This is a genomic window from Sphingomonas sp. OK281 (genome assembly GCF_900115295.1).
Lineage (GTDB): Bacteria > Pseudomonadota > Alphaproteobacteria > Sphingomonadales > Sphingomonadaceae > Sphingomonas.
Genome location: NZ_FOVZ01000002.1, coordinates 1,138,471 through 1,162,040, shown reverse-complemented (window position 1 = coordinate 1,162,040; position 23,570 = coordinate 1,138,471). Strand labels below are relative to the sequence as shown.

Below are 23,570 nucleotides of genomic sequence, written 5' to 3'. Positions count from 1 at the left end.
ATCCATGACCGAACCCTCTTCCGCGTATAGCCATTTCGAAGATCTGGCCGACAGGATCAAGCCCAAGGCGGTCTCCGACCTCCTGCTGTGGCTGATCCTTGGCTTTATCGTCATCTTCGTCGTCTGGGCGAGCGTGGTGGAGCTCGACCGAACCGTACATGCGTCTGGACGAGTGGTGCCATCGAGCCGGCTCCAGGTGCTCAGCAATCTGGAGGGCGGCATCGTGTCTGAGATCCTGGTGCGTGCTGGCGACGTTGTCAGCCGCGGCCAACCTCTGGTTCGTCTTGATCGCACCCAGGCTGGGGCGGAGCTCGGCAGTTCGGAGGCTACGGTTGGCGCGCTTACGGCCAAGATTGCACGGCTGAGCGCTGAGATCGCAGGCCGCGAGCCGGTGTATCCTACCGCGCCGTCGCCTGAAATCGCCGAGCAGATCGCGATCGAGCGGTCGCTGCACACCGCGCGGATGAGCGATCTCGCCAGCCTCAGTTTGGCTGCGGCCGCGCGGGAGGCGCAGTCCGGGCGTGCCGTCGCGGAAGCGAGCGCAGCCTACCAGTCGCGCGTCTCAGCGCGCGATTCGGCGCGGCGCCAGCTAGATATGATGCGCCCTTTGGTGAATCGTGGGATCGAACCGCAACTTACGCTGATCCAGTTGGAAAACACCGCCGCGGTCGCCACGACCGATGCGGCGCAGGCTGCGGCCGGCATCGCGCGCGCACAATCGGCGGTAGCAGAAGCCCGCGCCTCGCTGGCACAAGTCCGCGGCGCTTGGCGCGCGCAGGCGGGTACTGAGCTCGCGACAGCACAGGCAGAGCTAGCGGCGCGGCGCCAGACGGTGCCCGCGCTTGCCGCCCGGCTTGGCCGCGCGACCGTATCGGCGCCGGTCAATGGCCGCGTGAACCGGGTGTTGGTGTCAACCGTTGGCGCCAGTATCGCCGCGGGACAACCGATCGCCGAAGTGGTCCCGTCCGCTGATGCGCTTACTGTCGAGGCGATGGTCAGCCCGAAGGATATCGCCTCAGTGCGGCTCGGCCAGCGCGCCAAGGTCAATATCACCGCGTATGAATCAGGTATCTACGGTGGAATGGCCGGGCGGGTTGTCACGATCTCACCTGACGCCACGATGGACGAGCGTACTGGCGAGGGTCACTATACGGTGCGCGTACGCGCCGACGCCCAGAACTTCCGCGGCCCCGACGGCCGGCACCTTGTGATTGGCCCCGGCATGACTGCCGACGTCAATCTGATCGGGGACAAGAGGTCGGTGATGGCCTACATTCTGTCGCCCTTTACCCGGCTCAAAGAGGACGCGTTCCGAGAATAGCGAAGGTCCGTTCGCCGCAATCAAGGACCGAAGACGTGCGTTACTACCGTGAAGTCAAGCATCGCGGCACTAACGTTGGGCGGCCTTCTAGATTATAGTATACCTTGGACTGCAGGTCCGAACATTCTCGTTGCGACGATGCCAATCAACATCGCCTATGACATATGTTCAAAGGGCCACAAATGCGCCACTACGGACCAGCATCATTCATTACAGTAAAGTAATGCACTTCAAGCGGCCGATGGTTTTATTCTCGCCCGCGACCATGTGAACCGGCAATATGGCGCATAGCGAATCAAGCACCATGTCACCTTTGAAGCATTGGTTGGCCCAATAAAGGTATCGAGCCAACCAAGGTGCGCGCGATCACCCCTGCCCCGCAGCGTCGAGTTCCGAGATGACTTCAAGCATCTGGATGGCCGCCCCGCGCCAAGTATAGCTGGCTGCTCGCTCAAGGCCCTGGTCCCGTAAACTTTGGCGAAGACCTGCATCGCTGACGATCTTCGCCAACGCGGCGCGCCATGCTGATTGATCAGCCGGGTCTGCATAAAGTACCGCATCCCCACAGATTTCCGGCACGGCACCACCAGTGGTTGCAATGACGGGGCAACCCAGACGCATCGCTTCCAGGGGAGTAAGCCCGAATCCTTCGGATAGAGAGGGGCAGGCAAAGGCCATAGCGTGCGCGTACAGCGCCTTAAGCTCGCCGTCGTTAACTCGACCCAGATACCGAATATTCTCACCCTTGCGCAAACCGGCGTCACCGAACACCCGCGCGTTGCCACCCCCGGCGATCACCAAATCGATACCGTCAGGCCGCTCATCGCAGAAGGCGTCGACTAGCATCCGCAGGTTCTTGTGACGCGCGAGGGACCCGATCGCGAGAACATACGGCCGAACGAGACCATGCCTCACGACGACTTCGTCATCGGCCGCGACTTTATCAAGGTGATCGATTCCGAGGCGCAACACCTGCGCCTTGTTCTTGGGAAATACGCCGAACTGCTCCAGTTGCTCCTTGGAGAACTCAGAAATGGTGAATAACGCTGCAGCACGACGACTGGCAATCGACAGCGCAAAACGATACCACCAGCGGAATGCTCGCGAATAGGATTCCGGGTGGAGAATGAACTGCGCGTCGCAGATCACAACCGCTTGGCGTCGCCGCAGTATCGGCGCGGTGTTACACAGGTTGAGCAACCATGCATCCGGCCGCGCCTGTGATAATTCGCGCTGCTCCCAAGCATGTCCGTTGAGCCGGCCAATCGCCTGCACGGGGTTTCGGGGAAAGCGTATCGAGGCGGCAGCGGTGATCGCCGCGAGGTCTGGCGATGGTGCGAGAATTTCGAACGCGCTACCAGACGGCAGCGTATCACCACCGACCTCTACCACGCGGTTATCGATGGCATCGGCGAGTTCGATCGCCAGTCTTTCGACACCGGTGACAGGGCGCCCCAGGAAACGCCCGTTAAGCGCGAGTTTGAAAAGCATCTTACTCCTTACGCCTCTGCCATGCCGGTCGCATTCGTTAGCGTCGGGTGAGCCTGCTCGCGAACGCGGACGTAGGCCAATGCAATCATGAACCAAGGTGGCAGATAGGAGAATTCGGAGACCGTCACCATTTCCATCACGTACAGGGAGATCAAGGTCGCAGCGATCGCACCTCGGTCCGGTGCCGTCCGCAACATGAAACAGGGGGCTAAAAGCAGAGCAGAGTACGCCAGCAAGCCAATGATGCCGACATTGGCCAGCAGGTTGGAAAACATGTCGGTCGAACGCACGGTACCGAACCCTACACCGAACAGCGCGCGCACGACGTTGCCGTCGAACGCAAGCGAGACGTTGTTCACGAACGACGTCAAGCGTTCGGTTCCAGAAAGCGTGTCCAGCTTATCGAACAACAAGGCATTGAGCGCTTGATTGACCGAATCAGACGTCATGTAGAGTAGCACGCCGACGAAGACCGCCGCTGCAATATAAAGAATAAATTCCTGTCGCTGACGTATTTCGGCATAGGCTAGACCAACGAGCAGGCCGATTACGGCTGTGCTTGACGTCGACAGCACAAGGGAAACTGCAAGCAAGCCGAACAATAGCCACCATCGTCGTGCATAGGCGTAAACCGCGAACGGGGTTACGCTCAGCGCATACATTGATGGTTCACCGACAAGGCTTTTCAGACGCATGAAGCCCGCGCCAAAGAGATTCGACCCCTGAATCACGCTACCAGTGACAGAATCCCCCTCGCCTGCACCAGCGGCGGCGGTATCCAAATCACCAAAGTTACGGTTCGACAGTATGTCACCGTTCGTATGGAAAATGGCATAGAATACAAATTCATAAAAGCCGTACAGAGCCAGCAATATAATGCCAAAATATGCGAACTTTACAAATGCTTCTTGAAAATAAGAGTAAACCAAAAAACAAAACAGCATTGCGGCAAACAGATATAACCCTTGCGTGAACTGCGTCTGGCGCAATATGCCGTAGATGAACACCTCGCGGATTGTCGTAACAGTACTGAAATCAGGTTCATCTATCAGATAGCCTGAAAGGCTACAGGCCATATAGAGAATGTAAATTAGCCAGAAGCCGACGATGAACATCAGGACACGCCCGTAGCGCACTTCACCCCGAAGCAAAAATGCCGCTGCACCCAAAATCAACAGGAACGCCGGGGTGGACCCCTGCACTGGCGTGAGCAGAATGCTCTGGATCGGCGCTAGGAGAAGCAAAAGCTTGAAATACAGCGTGTGCACGAGATTGGTGCCATTCCACGCATAAGGGGAAAGCGTGGAGTTCCTAACCGACGCCGGTTGCCCGGGTGTGGCGTCAAAGCCTAGATTCATGCGCGTCGCCATACGTCTGCCCGCCTACGCCGCGGGGCGCATGTGCAGGGAATGCAGCAGCAACGTGCGCGGGACCGAAGAGGATTGGACATCGCCAACGATCTCAAGGACAGGATAAGCGCACGGCAAGGGCTGGACGGTCACAAGCCGTGTGGGAACGCCCCCCTCCTGCCGCAAGAGTATCGCAGCATCGTCGCACATCAAACGAAACTGGGCTGCCGACAGATTGGGGATATTCTCACGGTCCACAGATATTTCGAGGACGTAGCGGCGACCGGCGATGGCAGACGTACGCTGTCGTACGAAAACTGGCACGCCGCGCCCGTTCCACTTGATCTCTAGCGCACTACGGCCATTATCGACGAACGCATCGGTGCTGAACCCTTCACCGGTCAGCAGCTGCCAGTCGTAAGGCACCGTTGTTGCGGCCTCAGCCGAGTTCGCTGCAGCGCGTTGGAAATACGGGTCGTTCAAAGGAACGCCGACATCCCGATGCACCGTTTTCCATAAACTAAACCCGAGATCTGGCAATTTTCCCCGATCAAGAGCAATCACGTTAGCCGTTAGCTCCGACTTGCTCAAATGATCGCCCCGCCGCATTAATTCCCGCAAAATACCGTAGCGGGCAACGAGTTGGTCACGCCGAAGCAGAGTATCGGTCGTTTCGAGATACGCTGCACGCCACGCCGGCCTGCTCTGCAGTCGCCTGACCAGATCAGCGCCGATCTTTGGATCAGTCTCAACGATGGCGAGCACGGGCGTAATACGCTCCATAAGCTGCTGGCGGCGGAGCAACGCTTCGCTAACGTCAAGTATCGTCGCAATATTGCCAGCCGCAGCGGCGACATACAGGCGGTTTAACTGCGCTGGAGTATCGCGCCAGCCCAATCGCCCGACGACTGGCATCCATCTGGTCAGTCGTGCGTCGTTCAGCGCCGGAACCGTATAGCCTGGGGTTGCTCGCCCGTTTACTGTGGGCCCCTGAACGACAACATGCCCCCCAACTTGCCCCGTATTTCGTCCGTCAACCTGTCTTGCCGCATGCCCCTGGATGTCTCGGACCATCGCAACGTTGACTAGCCCTTGGTCGAGAGGCCGAGCAACGATGGCCCGCCGCATCACCGTGTCAGAGATCGTCGTCAGTTGTGGCTTGGCAACGGATACCGGGTCAGTCGATGCCGAATTATACCCCGCTTTACCAGTCGGCGCCGGAAGAGCTGACAGGCCGGTCGCAGGTACGGGCGCTGCAAGCAATGCGCCGTCACGTTCACCGCGAACGATCATGACCGCGCTGGACGCATTCGCGAGATAAGCAACGACTGGCAGCAGTACCGCTGCCGCCAGTACGCTCGCCACACTCCGCCGCAGACGCGACGGTTCAATCATTCCGTGGGGCATAGTCATATTGATAGCCATATTCGGTACCATAGCCGTAACCGAACCGGCCCGGATCAAACTTCAGGAGCACCGCGCCAATGATGGTGCCGCCACCTTGCGCAAGACGTGCGAGAGCGACCTGAATGGTGCGGGCCGGATTGCGTCCGGACTCGATGACAAACACTGTCACATCGACTTCGCTCGACAGGACGACCGCGTCGGCAAGACCCATCACCGGGGCGGAATCGAACAGGATCACGTCGTAGCGCTTGCGCAACTCCGTGAGCAGTACGGGGAGTTGCGGGCTACCGATCAACTCAGCCGGGTTCGGTGGGATATCACCTGCGACAACCATATCGAGCCCGTCAACGCCGCTTGGCTGAATTGCATCGCCGATCGCCAACTGGCCTGCCAGCACGTTGCTGAAGCCCTGCTTGTTCGCGACGTTGAATAGACGGTGGACGTTGGGGCGTCGCAGATCGATATCAACGATGAGAACACGCTTGCCGAGGCGGGCAAAGCTGAGTGCCAAAGCGTGGCAGGCGGTTGATTTGCCCTCACCCTGTTGCGTGCTGGTCACCATCATGACCTGTGGCACGCCGCCCTTGGTCAGCGAAAGGCCGGTCCGAACAGAACTGTAGGCTTCACTTTGGAACGACTTCGGATCGGCCAGTTCATCCTCAGGATTGTCGCTCGACGGCACAACACCAAGGATCGACAGATGCGCGGCAGCACGCACTTCGTCAGGCGTCCGTACGCGGCTGAACAATTGCTCGTGGAGGAAGACGAAGAGTGCCGAAAGAAGCATCCCTAAGATTAGAGCTAGGGCGATGTTCAACGGCAATTTCGGCCAGGACGGACGCTCGGGTACCTGCGCCTGGTCGACCGACGACAGGTTATTGGTCTGTATGCCTGATTCTGCGTTGAGTGAGTTGTAACGCCGCAGCAGCGCTTCATATTGCTGACGGTTGGTATCGGCCTCGCGACGCAGAATCGAAAGCTCGATCCCCTGCTTCTGCTCCGACAGCGTGCTGTTCTTGAGGCTGTCGATCTCGCTGACCAGCGAACGCTCGCGCGACGACGCGACGTCGAACTGATTCTTGATGCCGTCGCGAATCCCCCGTGCCAGCGTCGTAATCTGGCGGTTGAGTTCCTTAACCTGCGCAGCCGTCTCGGCCACCGCAGGGTAGTCCGCGCGACGCGTCGTCAGTTGCTGCTGATACTGTGCCTGGATTTGCGCGCGGCGTTCGATCAGCGGCTGGATCGCGCTGTTCGCCAGCACGTCCGGCACGCTGAGCAATGGTAGACGCGAAACGTTCGCCCACTTCTGCTCGGCGGCGATGCGGTCGGCGATCGCGGTCGAATATGCCTGGTTCAAGGCGACGAGCTGTGCGGTGATCAGCGACTGGGGCCGCGCACTCGCGTCGGACGTTGCGGCATTGCCTGCGGCATTGCCGGCATCGACGATACGCGTACGACGCGCATATTCAACGACGTCCTGCTCTGACTTGGCAAGACGCGCCTGCGCCTCGCGCAGCTGGTCACGCAGGAAGTCGAGCGCATAGACCGAGCTGCCCGCCTTGCGCGCCAGATTGTTGCGGATGTACGAGGTCGCATAGGCATTGGCGATCCGTGCCGACAGCCGCGGATCCGGGCTGGTGAACGAGATCGTCGCGATCCGGGTCGTGCCGGTATAGCGCACCTGCATATTGTCCCGCAGGGCCTTGATGACGCGCGCACGTTGCGCGTCGCGCGGCGACATACCGAGCGGCACCTGCACGTCAGCATCGGGGACACGCATCGTGTTAAGAAACGCCTCCCCACGGAACAGCCCTTCGCTTTCGGCGACCGCCTCGGCAACGCCGCGGCTGCGAATGATGTCCAGCTGGGTTTGCAGGAAGCGCTCCGCATCCGCGCGCGAACTCGAATCCTCTCGGTCCTGCTCGGTGCCCAGAACCTTCTCGGCTTCCTGACGGACCTCTATCGACGCGGACGCCTGATAAAGGCGCGTCGACAGCAAAGCGACCGCGATCGCCAGGACGATACACACCGCGAAGATGCCGGCAATCCAGTAGCGCGACCGATAAACGGCAGCCCAGATCTCACGCAGCGTCCCAGTGCTCCGATCGGCCTCGATCGTCGGCGTGGTAGCTGAGGTCATGGTCGGTTCGGTCGGCGTACCGGGACCGGCAAACGGAAACTGCATATTGCGAGACGCCTCGTTCAATTGGACAGACCCACAAAGATGGCCGCCGCACTCGGCAGCGCCGCGATGAGCACACGGGTCAGGGCAGCAGCGCGCGAATAGCCGACGACGACGATATCGGACTGCTGGATCTGGGGGTCGGCCATCTGCGCCGCACGGATCTGGGCCAGATCGAAGCGCGCAGCATAGCGCTTGCCGTCGATCTCACGGATGACCAGCACTTCGTTCAGCTTGGCAAGGTCGGTTACGCCTTCGCCAAGCGCTACCGCCTGCAGCAGGGTCAGGCGCGCGCCGGGAATTTGGTAGACGCCCGGCTTTTTCACTTCGCCATCGATGGTCACTGTGAAGTTGGCCGCGCGCTCGACCGATACCGCCACGCGGGCATTGCGCAGATACCTGGCGTTGAGCGCAGACGTAATCATCGCGGCGACTTCGCTAGTGGAACGGCCAGCCACCGGAAGCTCACCGAGGAGCGGCAGGGACACCTTGCCGCTAAGCGATACGCCTGCTTCGGTGACGCTGAGCGACGGTTCGTTGAACACGTTGACACCGATCGTGTCGAGTGGCCCGAGCAGATACTCATTGAGCGTGACCGGAACGGGTCGGGTCAGCGGGGCCGGCGGCAACTGGGTCTGGCCGACCGGCACATTGGAGCCGCCCGCACATCCAGCCACACATGCAGCCGCTCCGGCAGACAGCGCCCAGGTCGATAAGATCTTGAGGCGCACACGCACACCCTTCACCAAAGTAGAAACGATAGTCTGAAGATACAATAATCAGAAGCTGGGCTGCCGTAGCAGCAGCCACGATCCTCCATCAAGCCGTTTCGACCTGTCGGTCCATTGGTTGGTCCGTAGAACCGGCCGAACCACCGCCCACCGCACTCATGCGATACCCGCGATAGACCGCGACCAGTCCCAATGCAAAGAACGCCCATCCCGCAGGGCGGCGCAGGGGATAATCCACGACACTGTGCAGCGCGAACAGGAGGATCATGGCGAAGCCGAGCGTCATCGTCGCACGCTCCCGGGCGCTGCGCGGCAGCTGCCACCACAGCATCAGCGGCGCGATCAGCGATGCGAGAAATACTGCGAGCACCGCGATCCCGGCTACGCCAAATTCGATCACGAGTTGCAGATATTCGTTATGGGCATGATTGACGAAGGTGGGTTTGACCCAAGCGAGCTGTTCGTTCGCCGCGAACAGCGTCGCGAACGAACCAGCGCCGCTGCCCGACACCCAATAGCGCTCCGCGAGAGGCCACGACCATGTCGCGATTCGCCAGCGCAGATCGCTGTCGACATCCTCGAACCGACCCGAGACCAGTTCGAACGCGGCGGTCGACAAGATCAGGCCGGACAGCAGCGCGAGCACGACCAGCCCCCCGATCTTGTAGCGCCAGCTGATCCTTCGCGTCTGGTCGTGCAAGACGATCAACGCTGCGATCCCGCCAAGCGCCAGACCAGCGCGGCTGTTGGTCGACACGATGCACACCAGCACGAACGCGATATAGCCCAGGTTCACCCACAGGCGGCGCTGCAGGTCGAAGACCCGCGGTATCACCACGAAGCCCGCCAGCAGGATCGTGGTCGCGAGGATTAGCGCCATATGGTTCTTGTTGGCATAAAAGCCCTGAAGCGTCGGCCCCATGCTGATGCCATGTGGATTGGGAAACTGACCGTCCGTGACGACCTGCACCATTCCCACCAGGATGCCGAAGACCACGAGACCGAACGCCAGGAATAGGACGCTGCGGAAATCCTTGTCGGTCAACCGCATCAGCAACGCGACCAGCGTCACGAAACCGACCGTGAGTATGCCCGATATCGCCGTCCCGACGGGTTCGGTCGACAACGGCTGCCAGCTGTTCCCCAGTCCCGCCAGCGCCAGTACCTGCTGACGCAGCGCCTGCCCCGGCAGCGCCTGCCACCAGCCGGGCGGCAAGGGGATCAATTGCAGCAGTGGCAGAACCGCGATGCAGATCAGTGCGATCTTGGCCAGGGGCGGCGTCTCATCGAGCACGCGAAATCCGTCGCGCCACGCCAATGCGACCGTCGCGGCGATGATCGCAACGAAGATCAGCATATAGCCTGGCGTCCAGCCGGCGAGCCCACCGCCGAACAGAGCCAGCACTGCAAAATACCCGCCGGTAGCTATCAAGCACCGACGTTCTTTCAGAGGCGTGTCGCTGGTAAACGGCGGGCGCCAACCGCGGGACCTACCGGCAGAACGGCTACGATCCGAACGCGCGGATACGCCACGTCCTCGGTAGGTTGCATTCATATTTCAGTCCATATGCTTGGTCGATCAGGCTGCGACCCCGCTTATGCCGAAGTCGCACCGAAGAACAGACCCTTGCCGGGTGCGAGCTGCGCTGGACGGGGCACGTTGCACGATCAATCGCAGAGCCGGCCCTTTCTCCCCCTTCAGGACAGGCGCATTGCGAAGACCGTAGTAAGCAACAGGCCCGCCCACGGCACCATCGTGGCGTTCGTCGTTCAGCCGACTGTCATCTCGCTGGCGGCTATTTGTCTGATGGCTTAATCACGGCCACGGATTTCATTGCGAAACAAGGACTTCGCTATTCTCCCTCCCCTTCCCACATCACGACGATCGTTGCTCGCCGCGTTGACGTCTGCCCCGTTGATGGTCGGATCCACCGCCCGCGCCGACGACATGCTGCCGCTCGCAAGTACCGGTGCCGCAGACAATGCCAGCGTCACCCCTGAACAATACGGTGCGAAAGGGGACGGCATTACCGACGATGCCCCCGCGATCCAGCGTGCAATCACTGCGATCGCGGCACGCGCCAATGGCGGCATTGTGCACCTCCAACCCTTGATCGCCTATCGCTGCCGTTCGACCATCACGCTTGATGCATCGCGAGTGTCTTTATGGGGACAGGCGTTGCTCGACTTCACGGGTATCAATGGCCGCTGCCTGCACGTCATCGCCAGCTCGGTTGCGCGAAGCGGGGCGGCCAACAACTATGGCCCCAAGGGCATGATCTCAGGCGCCATCCATTTGCGAGGCGGTGGAATGGATACCGACAGTATCGGGTTAGATTTTGACGCGGATGCGGTTGGCACCTCGGCGCAGTTGCTCGTCGAGAACATGGCGATATCCAAATGCGGCACCGGCATCCGTTTTGGCAATCGTGGCTACAACAGTGTCTTTACGCACTGTGAGGTTTTCGAGTGCGCGCAGTGCGTCGACTGGCCGCTCCTCGCCGACAATGGTGAACGCAACAGTTTCTTTGGCTGCTCGCTGTACAATTCGACGGTTGCGGTACGCATGGCGCAGCCATCAGGTTCGCTACAACTGATCGGCTGTTCGATCGACTATACCCAAAAGCTCTATGCCGTGAGCGCTGGCGTGGTGACCGCGACCGACTGCCACCACGAGAGCAAGCTATGGACATCCCCCGTCATCAGCTGCTCCGGCAACGGTGCGCTGGTACGGCTGAACGGCGGGTGGTTGTTGAATACCGGCAAGCCCATTGTCGGGCGGTACGTTCTGGAGGTAGGCGCTGGCGCGGACGTGGCACTGGTCGGCATGGTCATCCATCAGGTCGATGTCGAGCATGGGGACCCGGCGCGTCCCTCCGTCTGGGCAGCGGGTGCCGGCAGGTTCAGCATGGAACACAGCACCGGATTCGATCTCGGCACGATGCCGATGCGGTTGCACGAGAGCCAAACCATGCTGGCCGATCCGGATTTCACAGCGCCTGACTGGCAGGATCCGATCTGGCGGATCACCGACACGGTGATGCCGATCCGGTCGCGTGTCGGCGGAGAAGGCGACAATCTCCGCCTGACGCGCCAGCCCGGTGCGATGATCGCGACCAAGGCCTATGGCACGACAGCAGCGGCAGCCTTCGTCTTGATTGCTCTCCCGGTGCACAACGGAGATCAGGTGCTCGCCGGCTTCCAAGTACGCCGCGACGCGCGGCACCCGGGCACCGACGGTACCGTACTGACTATCTCACGGTGGGTACGTATCGACGGATACGACGCCAATCGGGTGCCGGTCATGACCCGTGTTCAGGACATCGGGACTTTTCCGATTACGCCGCCAACTGATCGTTTCGTCGCGGTCGCTCCCTTGGCATCACGCACCAATCGTACCGCTCCGAGTTGGGCGACGCACTTCGTCATGGTTATCGACTTGGTGCAGGCGCACCAAGCTGGCTTTCTGTTCCGAGGTCTGTGGGGCGACACGATCTGAGGCCTCGTCCGAATAAGGTTTTTCTAGCACGGCATCGGCGTGGGACCGGTCAGACACACTGTCCGACCGAGACAGTTCGTTGCTACTGCGCTCCATGGCGCGGTCGACAAACGCACTAAATTCCCGACGAAACCGTTCGGTAGAAAAGCGTGTGGCATTAGCGCGGCACGCCTCAGGCGTGATATCCTGCTGTCGGCGTTCGAAATGTTCGACCGCCGCGACGATCGAGTCCGTGCTCTGCTCGCTGAAGAACACGCCGGTCTGCCCTTCGCCGTCGCGACCACGGATGGTTTCCCGCGCGCCGCCCTTGCTTAAGGCGATGACCGGGGTGCCGCACGCCTGTGCCTCCAGCGGCGCGATGCCGAAATCCTCTTCAGCCGCGAACAGGAACGCCTTGGCCCGCTGAAGATGCGAAACGACAACCTCGTCCGACTGCCGGCCCATAATCATGACGTTGGGGGCATGGACAGCCTGCACGGCAGCCATTTCTGGCCCGTCGCCAATCACGATCAAGCGACGATGAGGCATCTTAGCGAACGCTTCGACGATCAGCGGAATGCGCTTGTAAGGCACCATACGCGATACGGTGATGTAAAAGTCTTCCTTAGCGGCGCCCATATTGAACCGGTCCAGATTTACCGGTGGATGGATCACCGTGGCTTTCCTACCATAAGCTTTGCGGATGCGGCGCGCGACGAAGGCCGAATTGGCGATCATGTCGTCAACCCCGTTAGAGGTCCGGGTGTCCCACATCCTGATGTAATGCAGAATCAGACGGGCCAGCGCACTCTTCACACCCTTGGTGAGGCCTGCTTCCCCGAGATACTGATGCTGGAGATCCCAGGCATAGCGAATCGGGCTGTGGATATACGAAATATGCACTTGGTCAGGACCGGTGATGACGCCCTTCGCCACGGCCGCGGACGCGCTGATGACCAGATCATAGCCAGTGACGTCGAGTTGCTCGATCGCGAGTGGCATGAACGGCAGGTACGATCGATATCGCTTCGACGCCCATGGCAGGCGCTGGATGAAGCTGGTGGTAACGCGACGTCCCTTTAGAAAAGCGCGTTCATCTTCAGGCAGGAAATCGACCACGCAGAACAGGTCGGCTTGCGGATAGAGGTCGAGGAACTCTTCCAGACACGCTTCGGCCCCGCCTTTCAGCGTCAGCCAGTCGTGAACTATTGCAATCTTCATACTCGAAAAATCCAATGACGCGGATGAGGCCGATCCACCTGTGCGGCGTGATCGACTCTCCGCCCCCTTCCGCCCAAGGGGTATGCAAATTGCGCCTGAACGGGATATTGACTGAATGGATGGGCCTGCCATCGCTTGGCGGTAAAAAGCTCAGCTTTATGCGGGTCATGCGGAATTATAAAGTCAGGCATAAACTCCCTTGCCCATCGAACGTTCCGAATCGGAACATATGACCCCGGATTGCGCGCCTTTGCCCAACCAGAGGGGCCTAGGACAAGAGCCCAGCCGCGGCTAAGCGCTGGACTGTGTGTAACAATCGCTTATCAGGCGCGTCGCTATGAATACCGTCACGCTCAACACCCATCGTTCGTTCGATGCGGATCCGACAGTGTCGATCCTCGACGCCGCACGGACTCAGGGGATCGTCCTTGAATATAGCTGTCGCACCGGTCGCTGCGGGATCTGCAAAGCGCCGGTTCTCGCCGGCACCACCGAGATCCTGCGTCACGAGGAAAGCCTGACGCCCGCCGAAGCGGCCGAGGGGCTGATTCTCACCTGCTGCCGGTCGGCGACTAGCAACGTCACGCTCGACATCGAACCGCTTGATCGCCTTGCCGGGCTCGAGATCAAGACGATGGCCAGCCGAATCGTGTCGATAGAACGCCTCGCGCTCGACATCGTCAAGGTCGTGCTGAAGACGCCGCCCACCTCCCCAATGCGGTTCCTGCCCGGACAGTATGTCGACGTCATCGCCGAGGGCGTGCGCCGCAGCTATTCGCTCGCCAATGCTCCACGCGCCGACGGCCTGCTCGAACTCATCATCAAGCGCTACAAGGGCGGCACGCTCAGCGAATATTGGTTCGAGCGCGCCAAGGCCAACGACCTTCTGCGGATCGAGGGGCCGTTCGGGACTTTTTTCCTGCGCGAGGAAGGACCGACCAATATCGTGTTTTTAGCAACCGGCACCGGCATTGCCCCCGTCAAGGCGCTGCTCGAGGAACTGGCCGCAAATCCCGACCGCGCCGCCAAGCACCGGCTCACCGTCTTCTGGGGCAACCGGGAAGCCGAGAGTTTTTGCTGGGACCCGGTCGGATTGGGTCTCGACGTCGGCGTCCACCACTTGCTATCGGGCACCAATGCCAATTGGAGCGCCGCGCGGGGGTATGTTCACGACGCAGCGATCCGCCAGGGGATCGATCCCGACGACACGGTCGTCTATGCATGTGGCTCGAACGCCATGATCACATCTGCACGAGAGGCAATTCTGGCGCTGGGTCTTCCGGCCAAGCGCTTCTTCTCCGACGCATTTGTCAGCTCGAATTGAGGTAGGACAATGAAGGCAGTCATTTTAGCCGGTGGTCTCGGCACGCGTTTCGCCGAAGAGACCAGTCTGCGCCCCAAACCGATGATCGAAATTGGCGGTCGCCCGATCCTGTGGCACATCATGAAGATCTATGCCGCGCACGGCGTAACTGAGTTCATCATTTGCTGCGGCTACAAGGGCTATGTGATTAAGGAGTATTTCGCGAACTACTTCCTGCACATGTCCGACGTCACCTTCGACATGAAGGCGAACGAGATGATCGTCCACGAGAAGCGCGCCGAGCCGTGGAAGGTCACGCTGATCGACACCGGCGACGACTCCATGACCGGCGGGCGCCTCAAGCGCGTCGCCGAACATGTGAAGGACGAGGAATTCTTCTTCTTCACCTACGGCGACGGTGTTGCCGACATCGATATCACCAAGTCGATCGAATTCCATCGCAGCCACGGCAAGGCGGCGACGCTGACCGCCACCTATCCGCCCGGTCGCTTCGGTGCGTTGCAGATCGAAGACGGCCAAATCACCGAGTTCCTCGAAAAGCCCCAAGGCGATGGCGGCATGATCAATGGTGGCTATTTCGTACTGTCGCCCAAGGTGCTCGATTATCTCGAGGGCGATTCCACCACGTGGGAGCAGGAACCGCTGCGCACGCTGGCCACCGACGGTGAGCTCATGGCGTACGAGCATCACGGCTTCTGGCAGCCGATGGATACGTTGCGTGACAAGCAGTATCTCGAAAGCCTGTGGCAGGGCGGCAAGGCGCCGTGGCGGATATGGTGACTGACGCCGCCATGACTGCGCCGATCGCGACCAAGGGCAGCGTCGACCCCGCCTTCTGGGCGGGCAAGCGCGTCTTCCTGACCGGCCATACCGGGTTCAAGGGAAGCTGGATGTCGCTCTGGCTCCAGCAGATGGGGGCGGAGCTGACCGGCTTCGCCCTTGCCCCGCCGACCAGCCCCGCGCTGTTCGAGGTCGCCGGCGTCGCAACCGGGATGACGTCGATCATCGGCGACATTCGCGACCGCGAAGCACTGGAGGCAGCGCTGGTCGCGGCCGATCCGGAGGTCGTCATCCACATGGCGGCACAGCCACTGGTGCGCGCCTCCTACGACGACCCGGTCGGCACTTATGCGACCAACGTCATGGGCACCGTCCACCTGCTCGAAGCGGTCCGTAAGGCACCGTCAGTTCGCGCCGTCTGCGTGGTCACGACCGACAAATGCTACGAGAACCGCGAATGGGTCTGGGGCTACCGCGAAGACGAGGCGATGGGCGGCCATGATCCGTACAGCAACTCGAAGGGCTGTTCAGAACTGGTGACGTCGGCCTATCGCCGGTCGTTCTTCACCGGCGACGGCCAGCCCGCGCTCGCCTCGGGCCGCGCCGGCAACGTCATCGGTGGCGGCGACTGGGCGGCCGATCGCCTGATCCCGGATATCCTACGCGCGGTCGCCGACGGCGATCCGGTGCTGATCCGCAATCCGCTCGCGACCCGGCCGTGGCAGCACGTGCTGGAGCCGGTGTCCGGCTATCTTGTGCTGTGCCAAGCGTTGTGGACCGATCCCACCGCTGCCCAGGCGTGGAACTTTGGTCCGCGCGACGAGGACGCGCAGCCGGTGCAGTGGATCGTCGAACGCATGTGCGCACGCTGGGGCGATGGCGCCGACTGGACCCGTGATGAATCGGTGCAGCCGCACGAGGCCAATTACCTCAAGCTCGACATCTCCAAGGCCCGTTTCGGCCTCGACTGGCAACCGCGCTGGTCGTTACTACAAGCACTCGACCGGATCGTCGCCTGGCATCGCGCCTGGATGTCGGGAGCCGATATGCACACGTATTCGCTTGAAGAGCTGGAGCGCTTCGCCGGCGCCAGCCACACCATTTCCGCATAGGACCTATTTCAATGACCGCTGACGAACTTCGCAAGCAGATCCGCACTCTGGTTGGCCAATATGCCGAGCAGCAATTCGCGCCCAAGCCGTTCGTGCCGGGTGAATCCGTAATCCCGCCCGCGGGCAAGGTGATCGGTGCCCCCGAAATCGAGATGATGGTCGAGGCGTCGCTCGACGGATGGCTGACCACGGGCCGCTTCAACACCGAATTCGAGGCGAAGCTTGCCAAGATGGTCGGTGCGCCGTTCCTGCTGACCACCACCTCGGGTTCGTCTGCCAACCTGCTGGCGCTATCGTGCCTGACCAGCCACAAGCTCGGCGATCGTCGCCTGAAACCTGGCGACGAAGTCATCACAGTCGCGGCGGGCTTCCCGACAACGGTCAATCCGTCGATCCAGCACGGTCTGGTCCCGGTGTTCGTCGACGTCGAAGTCCCGACCTACAACATCGACGTCAATCTGATCGAGGCGGCGATCACCGAGAAGACCGGTGCCATCATGATCGCGCACACGCTTGGCAACCCGTTCAACCTTGCCGAGGTCCGCCGGATCTGCGACGAGCACGACTTGTGGCTGGTCGAGGATTGCTGCGACGCGCTCGGCGCGACCTATGACGGCAAGCTGGTCGGCACCTGGGGCGACGTCGCGACGCTCAGCTTCTACCCGGCGCATCACATGACGATGGGCGAAGGCGGTGCGGTGTTCACCAAGTCGGCCGAACTGCGCCCGCTGATCGAGTCGATCCGCGACTGGGGCCGCGACTGCTATTGCGCACCCGGCTGCGACAACACCTGCGGTTCGCGCTTCGGCCAGCAGCATGGCACGCTCCCGTTCGGCTACGACCACAAGTATGTGTACTCGCACCTTGGCTACAACCTGAAGATCACCGACATGCAGGCCGCCTGCGGCCTTGCACAGCTCGATCGTGCGGAGGGCTTCATTGCTGCCCGCCGGCGCAATTTTGGGTTGCTCACCGAGCGGCTGAAGAGCCTCGAGGAAATCTTCATCATGCCGGAGGCGACGCCGAATTCGGATCCGTCGTGGTTCGGCTTCCCGCTGATGCTGCGCGAGGGTATCGATGCCAAGCGCGTCGACGTGACTCGCTTCCTCGACCAGAACAAGATCGGCACACGCCTGTTGTTCGCCGGCAACCTGACGCGCCAGCCCTATTTCGAGCACGTCAACTACCGCGTCGTCGGCGACCTGACGCAGACCGATCGGGTGATGAACAGCACCTTCTGGCTCGGCCTCTACCCTGCCCTAGGCCAGGAGCATTTCGACTATGTCGGCGAGAAGCTCGAAGAATTCTTCGGCCTGAACTTCTGACAAGGCCCGGTTCTACGAACTACCAATGTTGCCACCTAGGTCTGGCCAGCGATGTCTGGCCAGACCTATTTGATTGTATGATTGTCAGCATGCCGATGATGAATTCCTGTTCCCTGCTCACGACAGTGCCGCTAGGGAACGCCGCGTGACCGAGGCCGACCGGCAGGCTGGCGGTGCCGAAGAGGGCGATGCCGAAACCGCACACGCCGACGCTGGGCGGGCTGACAGCACTCTTTGGGGATTCCGCGTTCCCTCGATCTGGCTGGTAGCCGGCGGGGGCTGGATCGGCCGCGGCATCCAGGTGATCGCCCAGCTCGTGGCCGTGCGCATCTTGATCCAGGGGCTCGGCACCGCCGGCTATGGCGTGTTCGCGGTCCTCGCCAGCCTTAACGGCTGGCTGTTACTGAGCGACTTCTGCATCGGCATCAGCCTGCAGAACCATATCTCCGAGCGCCGGGCGGCCGGCCAGGACACTGAGGACCTGATCCTTACCGGCGCGCTGCTATCGCTGGGGGCGGTCTGCATCATGGGGCTGGTCGTCCTGCTGATCGGCCCGTGGCTGTCGCACATGGTCCTCGGTGAAGTCGGGTTCCTGTCAGCGTCGGATCGCACGCTGGCTTTCTATGCGGTGGCATTTCCCGGGATCGGCACGGCGCTCGGCACGGTAATGTACCGGATCTGGTTCGCGCGGCATCGCGGCTATCTGTCCAACCTGGTGCCTGCCGCTGGAACGGTGATCGGCACGGCCTCGGTATGGGCGCTGCAACATACCCATGCGGAGCCGCGGATCGCACTTGCCACGGCATTCTATTATGCGCCACTTGCGGTGCTGCCGCTGATCGCGCTGGCGGCGACCGTTGCGAGGGCGCGGCGCAATCATCGGTTCCACCGCGAGCTGGTCCGCCCCCTGCTATCGCGCGCGTTCCGCTTCTGGGTGTCGGGGCTGCTCGCCGCGGCCGTGCTCCAGGTCGACTATATCATCATGGTCCAGGTGCTCGATGTCCACGACATCGTCATCTACAGCGTCGCCACCAAGTTGTTCCTGCTGATCTTCTTCGTCTACAACGCGCTGCTCCAGGCGCTCTGGCCGGTGTGCAGCGAGGCGATCGCACGACACGACTGGCACAGCGTTCGGACCATCGTGAACAAGTACATCGCGTTCGGCGTGGTTTTTACGCTGGTCGCCGGCGTCGGGGTCGCGATCGTCAATCCGTGGATCGTACGCCTGCTGGCGCCGGGCTTGAACACCCCGATCCCGATGATCGTGATCGCCCTCCTGACCTTCTACATCATGATCCGCGTCTGGACCGACACGTTCGCGATGGTCCTCCAGAGCATGAACGACCTGTTGCTGATGTGGCTGGTCGCCCCGATCCAGTCGTTGCTTAGCATCGGCCTGCAGATCCTCGGCGCGCGCTGGTTCGGGCTGCCGGGCGTGATTGGTGGCCTGATCGGCTGTTTCGTGCTGACCGCGGTCTGGGTGTTACCGCTGCGATGCTGGCTCCACGCGCGCCGCGATGCGCTCACCTGAAGGACCCGGTATGCGTCTATCAATCTGTATCCCTACCTATAATCGTGCGCATACCCTGCGCCGACTGCTCGACAGCATCGCCGCGCAGATCGGTGATGACGGCTTCGATCGTGACGGGTTCGAAATCGCGATCAGCGACAATGCGTCGACCGACGATACGTCCGACGTGGTGGCGGGCTATGTCGCGGCAGGGCTGCCCATCACCTATCACCGGTTCGAGGAGAACAAGGGCTTCGATCGCAACCTGATGAACGCGATCGAGATCGCGGCCGGAGAGTATTGCTGGCTGTTCGGGAGCGACGACTTTCTCGAGCCCGACGGCTTGTCGCGGGTGTGGAAGGCGCTGGGCGAACATCCATCGCTGACCGGGATGAGCGTCGGATCGCAGGGCTACAGCCCGAACCTCGACCGGCAGATTTTCGTCAACGACCATATCTCGACCGAATTCGCCACCGACACGATGCTGGAAGGCCGCGACGCGATCATCGCCAGCATCGGTCCGTGGATGGGATTCATCAGCAGCCTGGTCGTCTGCCGCGAGCGCTGGCGCGCCGCCATTCGCAGCGCGCCCGTCGAGCCGTACATGCACGGCTACATACACCTCTATCTTTGCGCCAAGATGCTCGACGAGGACTCGCGCTGGATATGCGTGCCGGACCGCTTGGTAGGTTGCCGCACCGGCAACGATTCCTTCCTTGCCAAGGACGAATTCGCGCGTACCCGCCTCGATATCGAGGGCTATGATTTGGCCTTCGGCGCGACCCTGGGCCGAACCAACCCGGCCTACCGGCAGGCGATGGCCAAGGTGTCCGCGTTCTACATCCGTACGCACTTCCTCAACGCGAAGGTGAAGGGCGCGAGCGGCGCCTATTGGAAGCAGGCTATCCCGATGTCGCTGACGCATTACTGGCGGTATCCGACGTTCTGGACCAAGACCTTCCCGATCGCGGTGACGCCGCGGTTCGTGATGTTGGGTGTGCGCACCGCCTATCGGGGCACCGTCAAGCCGATCCTCGAACGACGACGCGGCATCAAACCCCAACGTTGACCGGCCGTGCTCGCGCCGACGTTCGAAATCCCCGTTATCGAGGATTTCGAACCGCTGCGCGATATGGGCTCGGGAAAAACGCAGTGCCCGCCCGCCGTCGGTGACGGGCCGGCGGGTCGAAGGCCGATCCCGCTCGCGGTCTCAGCCCCCTTGCGGATTTGCGCGTGACGGGTTCACCCCGGGATCGTGGATCACCTTGTCGACCAGTGTCTTGCGCGAGACCAGGTTCGACGCCGGCAGCGAGAGATGGCCATAGTCGTACGTCGTTATCCCCAGCCGCTTGTCCCCGCCGATATACGACAGGCATCCGCGTGCCGTGCAGAACAGGTCGATGAGGCTGACGTATCGTGAATAGGGATCGGCCTTGAAGTTCGTCTTCAGGCTGCGGTCCAGCTCTATGGTGTCGGTATTCAGGCCGGTCTTGAGATAGCGGGGCGTGTTTTCCCACGCCGAGCGCAGAATGATGTTGGGCAAATCATAACGCCAATGCGGGCTGGGTCCGACGAACAGGACATTCCTTACGCCGGCGGACTCGAGATAGCGCCGGATGGCGTACATGCGATCCAGAGAATGCCCGTCCTTCTGGGCGACGATGACCGTATCGGGTTTGGCCACAACGACCGTCTTCATCGCCAGGGCATTCGAGAAACGGCAATAGTTCGAACGATCGCCGCCATCGACAATCTCGGCGGGACACGCCGAGCTGGCGACCTGAAGGACCTGCCAATCGGCCGGCAGGTTCCGTGTGAGGCCCGGGCGCAAGGCCATGGCGTGGCTGTCCCCCCATATCAGGACAGCCTTCCGGCCGGTGCGTACGAAGCAGGATGAGGGGATGCTCGGCTTGGCGACGTTGGTCTGGGCACCATTCAAATCCGACGCCAGATCATACGAATCGCAGTCATAGTGAACCTTTGCAAGAATTTCCTCACGTTTGACATAAGCCAAACCCGGCGACGCATTCTCGAAAAACTTAGCAAACACCGCGCGTTCCGGCGTATCGTAAAAGCGATACATGCCGCCATTGGTTGTCACGCCGGAAGCACCGACCGCAGCGAACCCGGCCAAGCCCACGGCCGAAAACGCGAAGATCTGTTTGCGGCCGAAGGTTTTAGACTGACGAAAGGGCGTCTCGACGAACCGATAAGAGAGATACGCAAGCCCGATAGCCAGCGCCGACAATGCCAAGCCCACCGGGGTTGGCAAAGGGCCCATCCGGTAATGGCGGGCAAAAGCGAAGATCGGCTGATGCCACAGATATGCGCTGTAGCTGATCAGCCCGATCCAGACGAACGGGCGAAGCGAAAGCAATCTCCCGGTCAGCGTATCAGCACCTGCGAACAGCAAGATCAGACCCGTGCCAATGACTGGCACGAGTGCATATACGGAGGGAAAAGGCGTGGTCTCGTCATACGCGAATATCGCGAAGGCGATCATGGCGAGTCCGAGAGCCGCCAGCGGTCCGTTCGATCGTTGTGGCTTATTAAAATGCCAGAGCGCACTCATCGACCCTACAAGCAACTCCCACGCGCGAGTCGGCGCAAGGTAGAAATTCGCGCTTGGTTGATGCCGCCACCCCCATTCGCTCAGCAGCAGGCTGAGCGCCGCCACAAAGAAGATCAGATAGAACGTGGGACGCCGCCCAAACCGCCAGAGAACCAACAAAGCAATTGGAAACAAGACATAATATTGCTCCTCAACTGCCAAACTCCATGTGTGGAGAAGAGGTTTTCCGGCGGTCTCCGCATCGAAATATCCGCTCGATCGCCAGAAGAATATGTTCGATGCGAAGAGGCATACGGCGATTATGCTTTTTGCAAAATCTTTCAGATCCCCAGGCATCAGAAGGAGCCACGCAAACGGAATGCAGACCAGTATTACAACGAATAAGGCGGGTAATATCCGTCGAGCCCTGCGCTCGTAGAACCTAATGATCGAAAATCTATTATTATCAAGATCATAGGCCATAATACTGGTGATGAGATACCCAGATATGACAAAAAAGATGTCGACTCCGACAAACCCGCCTTTGAAGAGATTAGAACCGGAATGAAATAATATAACCGGAATGACTGCTATTGCGCGTAAGCCATCGATTTCGCTACGATATTTCATAAAGAACCTTGTACGGCCCCTGCTGGGCGTCAAGATTACTTCGTCTGTCCTAAATCTTCGCGTGCGTCTACCAGGTAGCGCGGTCATGATGACCAACGCGGCACCTTTCCGAAACCAAAAGGCTCCGGGCGATCATATCTTAACACGTAGCTCCCCGGCTATGGCCGACAGGGGCGCCAGTCTGGTGCTCGCCCCTCGATGATCAGCGCGAGAGGATGAGGCGGGTTACGCTCTTCAACGTATCGCTTGACCCCGATCGTGGCCGGTACCCTAACGCCTCGGCCGAGCGATTCCGCGAGAAATAGTTCGACTTCACGCCGGTCGCATTGATGCCTCCTCCGGAGACCTCAAAGACCAGTCCGAACTCGTCGCGGAACAGCGCGAGCATCTGCATCTTGGAAATTGGCGAGCGACTATAGGCATCGACCGCGGCGTTGTAGCCGGACGGAGCATCGAGGCAGGCCCCCATCAGCGCCGCGAAATCCTCGGTCCCCAGGTAATCGCGCCACATGTCGTTGGGATCGACGCTCAACGAGCGACCGTCCCTGACTGCGGCGATCATCTCGTTGATCAGGAACCGGTGGTTCAGATCCGCGAATTCGCTGATGTAGTTGAAGATCCGGATGTCGACGATCGAGCGACCGGTCTGTGAGCGATGAACCGCCTCGGCGTAGAATTTTGATATGCCGTAATAGGCCCGCGTCTGCAGATCGTTGATCGCGAAGCGGGCGCTTGTGTCCGGTCCGAGCGGCTCGGGTCCGGTCGCCCCGAACGCTGCGCCGCTGCTCAGGAACACATAACGGCACGTCGGGCGGGTATCGAGATAGGCGAGCACCCGGTCGTCCCACAACCGGGTGATACGCAAGATGTCCGCCCCCATCGCCACGGCGCGGGCAGGATCGCCCACGCCGACAAAGTTGACAATCGCATCCCAGTCGCCATCCGCAAAGGCGTCGAGCGGTTGGCAATCGGGCAATGCCGATATCGGAGGCGCCGATACGCCCAACGCCGGGGCAATGCGCCGTGCGATCGCACCGCGGGCGGCTTCCGGATCCCGGGCGAACAAGGTCAGGCTGTAGGGCGCCTGCTGCTCGAGGCTGAAGGCGACGAAATCCGCCGCCAACATGCTCGTCGCTCCGAGGATCGCGATACGCATGA

General features: G+C 60.9%; 17 protein-coding genes. 8 read left to right on the top strand and 9 right to left on the bottom strand.

Going from position 1 to position 23,570, the window contains the following annotated elements; genetic code table 11:
- Positions 1-4: 4 nt before the first annotated feature.
- A complete protein-coding gene (locus BM244_RS11430) occupies positions 5-1,321 on the top strand; it encodes an HlyD family type I secretion periplasmic adaptor subunit (RefSeq protein ID WP_093398963.1) in 1,317 nt (438 codons plus the stop codon).
- 366 nt (positions 1,322-1,687) lie between these two features.
- Here the strand turns inward: BM244_RS11430 and BM244_RS11425 are convergent, their stop codons facing one another.
- The 6 genes from BM244_RS11425 to BM244_RS11400 all read right to left on the bottom strand — a co-directional run bounded on the left by BM244_RS11425 (position 1,688) and on the right by BM244_RS11400 (position 9,913).
- Entirely contained in the window at positions 1,688-2,812 is a 1,125-nt protein-coding gene (locus BM244_RS11425) for a glycosyltransferase family 4 protein (protein WP_093398962.1), read from the bottom strand.
- A gap of 8 nt (positions 2,813-2,820) precedes the next feature.
- Positions 2,821-4,182 carry a hypothetical protein gene (locus BM244_RS11420; protein WP_139226910.1) on the bottom strand — a complete coding sequence of 454 codons (1,362 nt, stop codon included), beginning with the start codon at positions 4,180-4,182 and terminating at the stop codon, positions 2,821-2,823.
- A 12-nt stretch (positions 4,183-4,194) separates the two neighbouring features.
- Complete coding sequence (locus BM244_RS22660; protein WP_175518176.1) at positions 4,195-5,556, bottom strand: hypothetical protein; 1,362 nt, start codon at positions 5,554-5,556, stop codon at positions 4,195-4,197.
- The gene (locus BM244_RS11410; RefSeq protein ID WP_175518175.1) at positions 5,549-7,708 is read right to left on the bottom strand and encodes a GumC family protein; all 2,160 of its coding nucleotides are present in this window, start codon (positions 7,706-7,708) and stop codon (positions 5,549-5,551) included. Before BM244_RS11410 ends, BM244_RS22660 begins: the two co-directional genes overlap by 8 nt.
- A 62-nt stretch (positions 7,709-7,770) precedes the next feature.
- Positions 7,771-8,481, bottom strand: coding sequence for a polysaccharide biosynthesis/export family protein (locus tag BM244_RS11405; protein WP_175518174.1), 711 nt, complete (start codon positions 8,479-8,481; stop codon positions 7,771-7,773).
- An 88-nt stretch (positions 8,482-8,569) separates the two neighbouring features.
- Positions 8,570-9,913 (bottom strand): O-antigen ligase family protein, encoded by a 1,344-nt coding sequence (locus BM244_RS11400; RefSeq protein WP_175518173.1) that lies wholly within the window; start codon positions 9,911-9,913, stop codon positions 8,570-8,572.
- 456 nt (positions 9,914-10,369) lie between these two features.
- On the opposite strand from BM244_RS11400, the gene BM244_RS22655 reads away from it, so the two are divergent.
- Positions 10,370-11,980, top strand: a complete 1,611-nt coding sequence (locus BM244_RS22655) for a glycosyl hydrolase family 28-related protein (protein ID WP_175518172.1) — start codon at positions 10,370-10,372, stop codon at positions 11,978-11,980.
- Here the strand turns inward: BM244_RS22655 and BM244_RS11395 are convergent.
- Positions 11,864-13,180, bottom strand: a complete 1,317-nt coding sequence (locus BM244_RS11395) for a glycosyltransferase family 4 protein (RefSeq protein WP_093398956.1) — start codon at positions 13,178-13,180, stop codon at positions 11,864-11,866. The genes BM244_RS22655 and BM244_RS11395 overlap by 117 nt on opposite strands.
- 337 nt (positions 13,181-13,517) lie before the next feature.
- On the opposite strand from BM244_RS11395, the gene BM244_RS11390 reads away from it, so the two are divergent.
- The 6 genes from BM244_RS11390 (at position 13,518) to BM244_RS11365 (ending at position 20,300) form a co-directional block, all read left to right on the top strand.
- Positions 13,518-14,504 (top strand): FAD-binding oxidoreductase, encoded by a 987-nt coding sequence (locus BM244_RS11390; RefSeq protein WP_093398955.1) that lies wholly within the window; start codon positions 13,518-13,520, stop codon positions 14,502-14,504.
- A 9-nt stretch (positions 14,505-14,513) separates the two neighbouring features.
- Positions 14,514-15,284, top strand: coding sequence for a glucose-1-phosphate cytidylyltransferase (rfbF, locus tag BM244_RS11385; RefSeq protein ID WP_093398954.1), 771 nt, complete (start codon positions 14,514-14,516; stop codon positions 15,282-15,284).
- The gene (rfbG, locus tag BM244_RS11380) at positions 15,281-16,396 is read left to right on the top strand and encodes a CDP-glucose 4,6-dehydratase (RefSeq protein WP_254784386.1); all 1,116 of its coding nucleotides are present in this window, start codon (positions 15,281-15,283) and stop codon (positions 16,394-16,396) included. Before rfbF ends, rfbG begins: the two co-directional genes overlap by 4 nt.
- Positions 16,397-16,407: 11 nt before the next feature.
- The gene (rfbH, locus tag BM244_RS11375; protein WP_093398953.1) at positions 16,408-17,721 is read left to right on the top strand and encodes a lipopolysaccharide biosynthesis protein RfbH; all 1,314 of its coding nucleotides are present in this window, start codon (positions 16,408-16,410) and stop codon (positions 17,719-17,721) included.
- A 145-nt stretch (positions 17,722-17,866) separates the two neighbouring features.
- Positions 17,867-19,252: an MATE family efflux transporter gene (locus BM244_RS11370; RefSeq protein WP_093398952.1), complete on the top strand. Its 1,386-nt coding sequence runs from the start codon at positions 17,867-17,869 to the stop codon at positions 19,250-19,252.
- Positions 19,253-19,262: 10 nt separating this feature from the next.
- Entirely contained in the window at positions 19,263-20,300 is a 1,038-nt protein-coding gene (locus tag BM244_RS11365) for a glycosyltransferase family 2 protein (protein ID WP_175518171.1), read from the top strand.
- Between the two features lie 141 nt (positions 20,301-20,441).
- On the opposite strand, the gene BM244_RS11360 is transcribed toward BM244_RS11365, so the two are convergent.
- Together BM244_RS11360 and BM244_RS11355 are read right to left on the bottom strand one after the other, a co-directional pair.
- Positions 20,442-22,412, bottom strand: coding sequence for an acyltransferase family protein (locus tag BM244_RS11360; RefSeq protein ID WP_093398950.1), 1,971 nt, complete (start codon positions 22,410-22,412; stop codon positions 20,442-20,444).
- A gap of 202 nt (positions 22,413-22,614) precedes the next feature.
- Complete coding sequence (locus BM244_RS11355) at positions 22,615-23,568, bottom strand: NAD-dependent epimerase/dehydratase family protein (protein WP_093398949.1); 954 nt, start codon at positions 23,566-23,568, stop codon at positions 22,615-22,617.
- Between the last annotated feature and the right edge of the window lie 2 nt (positions 23,569-23,570).

What these genes read in the sequence shown, in the direction of transcription:
- BM244_RS11430 (WP_093398963.1), top strand. Translation starts at nt 5, where the DNA reads ATGACCGAACCCTCTTCCGCGTATAGCCATTTCGAAGATCTGGCCGAC.
- BM244_RS11425 (WP_093398962.1), bottom strand. Translation starts at nt 2,812, where the DNA reads ATGCTTTTCAAACTCGCGCTTAACGGGCGTTTCCTGGGGCGCCCTGTC.
- BM244_RS11420 (WP_139226910.1), bottom strand. Translation starts at nt 4,182, where the DNA reads ATGGCGACGCGCATGAATCTAGGCTTTGACGCCACACCCGGGCAACCG.
- BM244_RS22660 (WP_175518176.1), bottom strand. Translation starts at nt 5,556, where the DNA reads ATGATTGAACCGTCGCGTCTGCGGCGGAGTGTGGCGAGCGTACTGGCG.
- BM244_RS11410 (WP_175518175.1), bottom strand. Translation starts at nt 7,708, where the DNA reads ATGACCTCAGCTACCACGCCGACGATCGAGGCCGATCGGAGCACTGGG.
- BM244_RS11395 (WP_093398956.1), bottom strand. Translation starts at nt 13,180, where the DNA reads ATGAAGATTGCAATAGTTCACGACTGGCTGACGCTGAAAGGCGGGGCC.
- BM244_RS11390 (WP_093398955.1), top strand. Translation starts at nt 13,518, where the DNA reads ATGAATACCGTCACGCTCAACACCCATCGTTCGTTCGATGCGGATCCG.
- rfbF (WP_093398954.1), top strand. Translation starts at nt 14,514, where the DNA reads ATGAAGGCAGTCATTTTAGCCGGTGGTCTCGGCACGCGTTTCGCCGAA.
- rfbH (WP_093398953.1), top strand. Translation starts at nt 16,408, where the DNA reads ATGACCGCTGACGAACTTCGCAAGCAGATCCGCACTCTGGTTGGCCAA.
- BM244_RS11365 (WP_175518171.1), top strand. Translation starts at nt 19,263, where the DNA reads ATGCGTCTATCAATCTGTATCCCTACCTATAATCGTGCGCATACCCTG.
- BM244_RS11360 (WP_093398950.1), bottom strand. Translation starts at nt 22,412, where the DNA reads ATGAAATATCGTAGCGAAATCGATGGCTTACGCGCAATAGCAGTCATT.
- BM244_RS11355 (WP_093398949.1), bottom strand. Translation starts at nt 23,568, where the DNA reads ATGCGTATCGCGATCCTCGGAGCGACGAGCATGTTGGCGGCGGATTTC.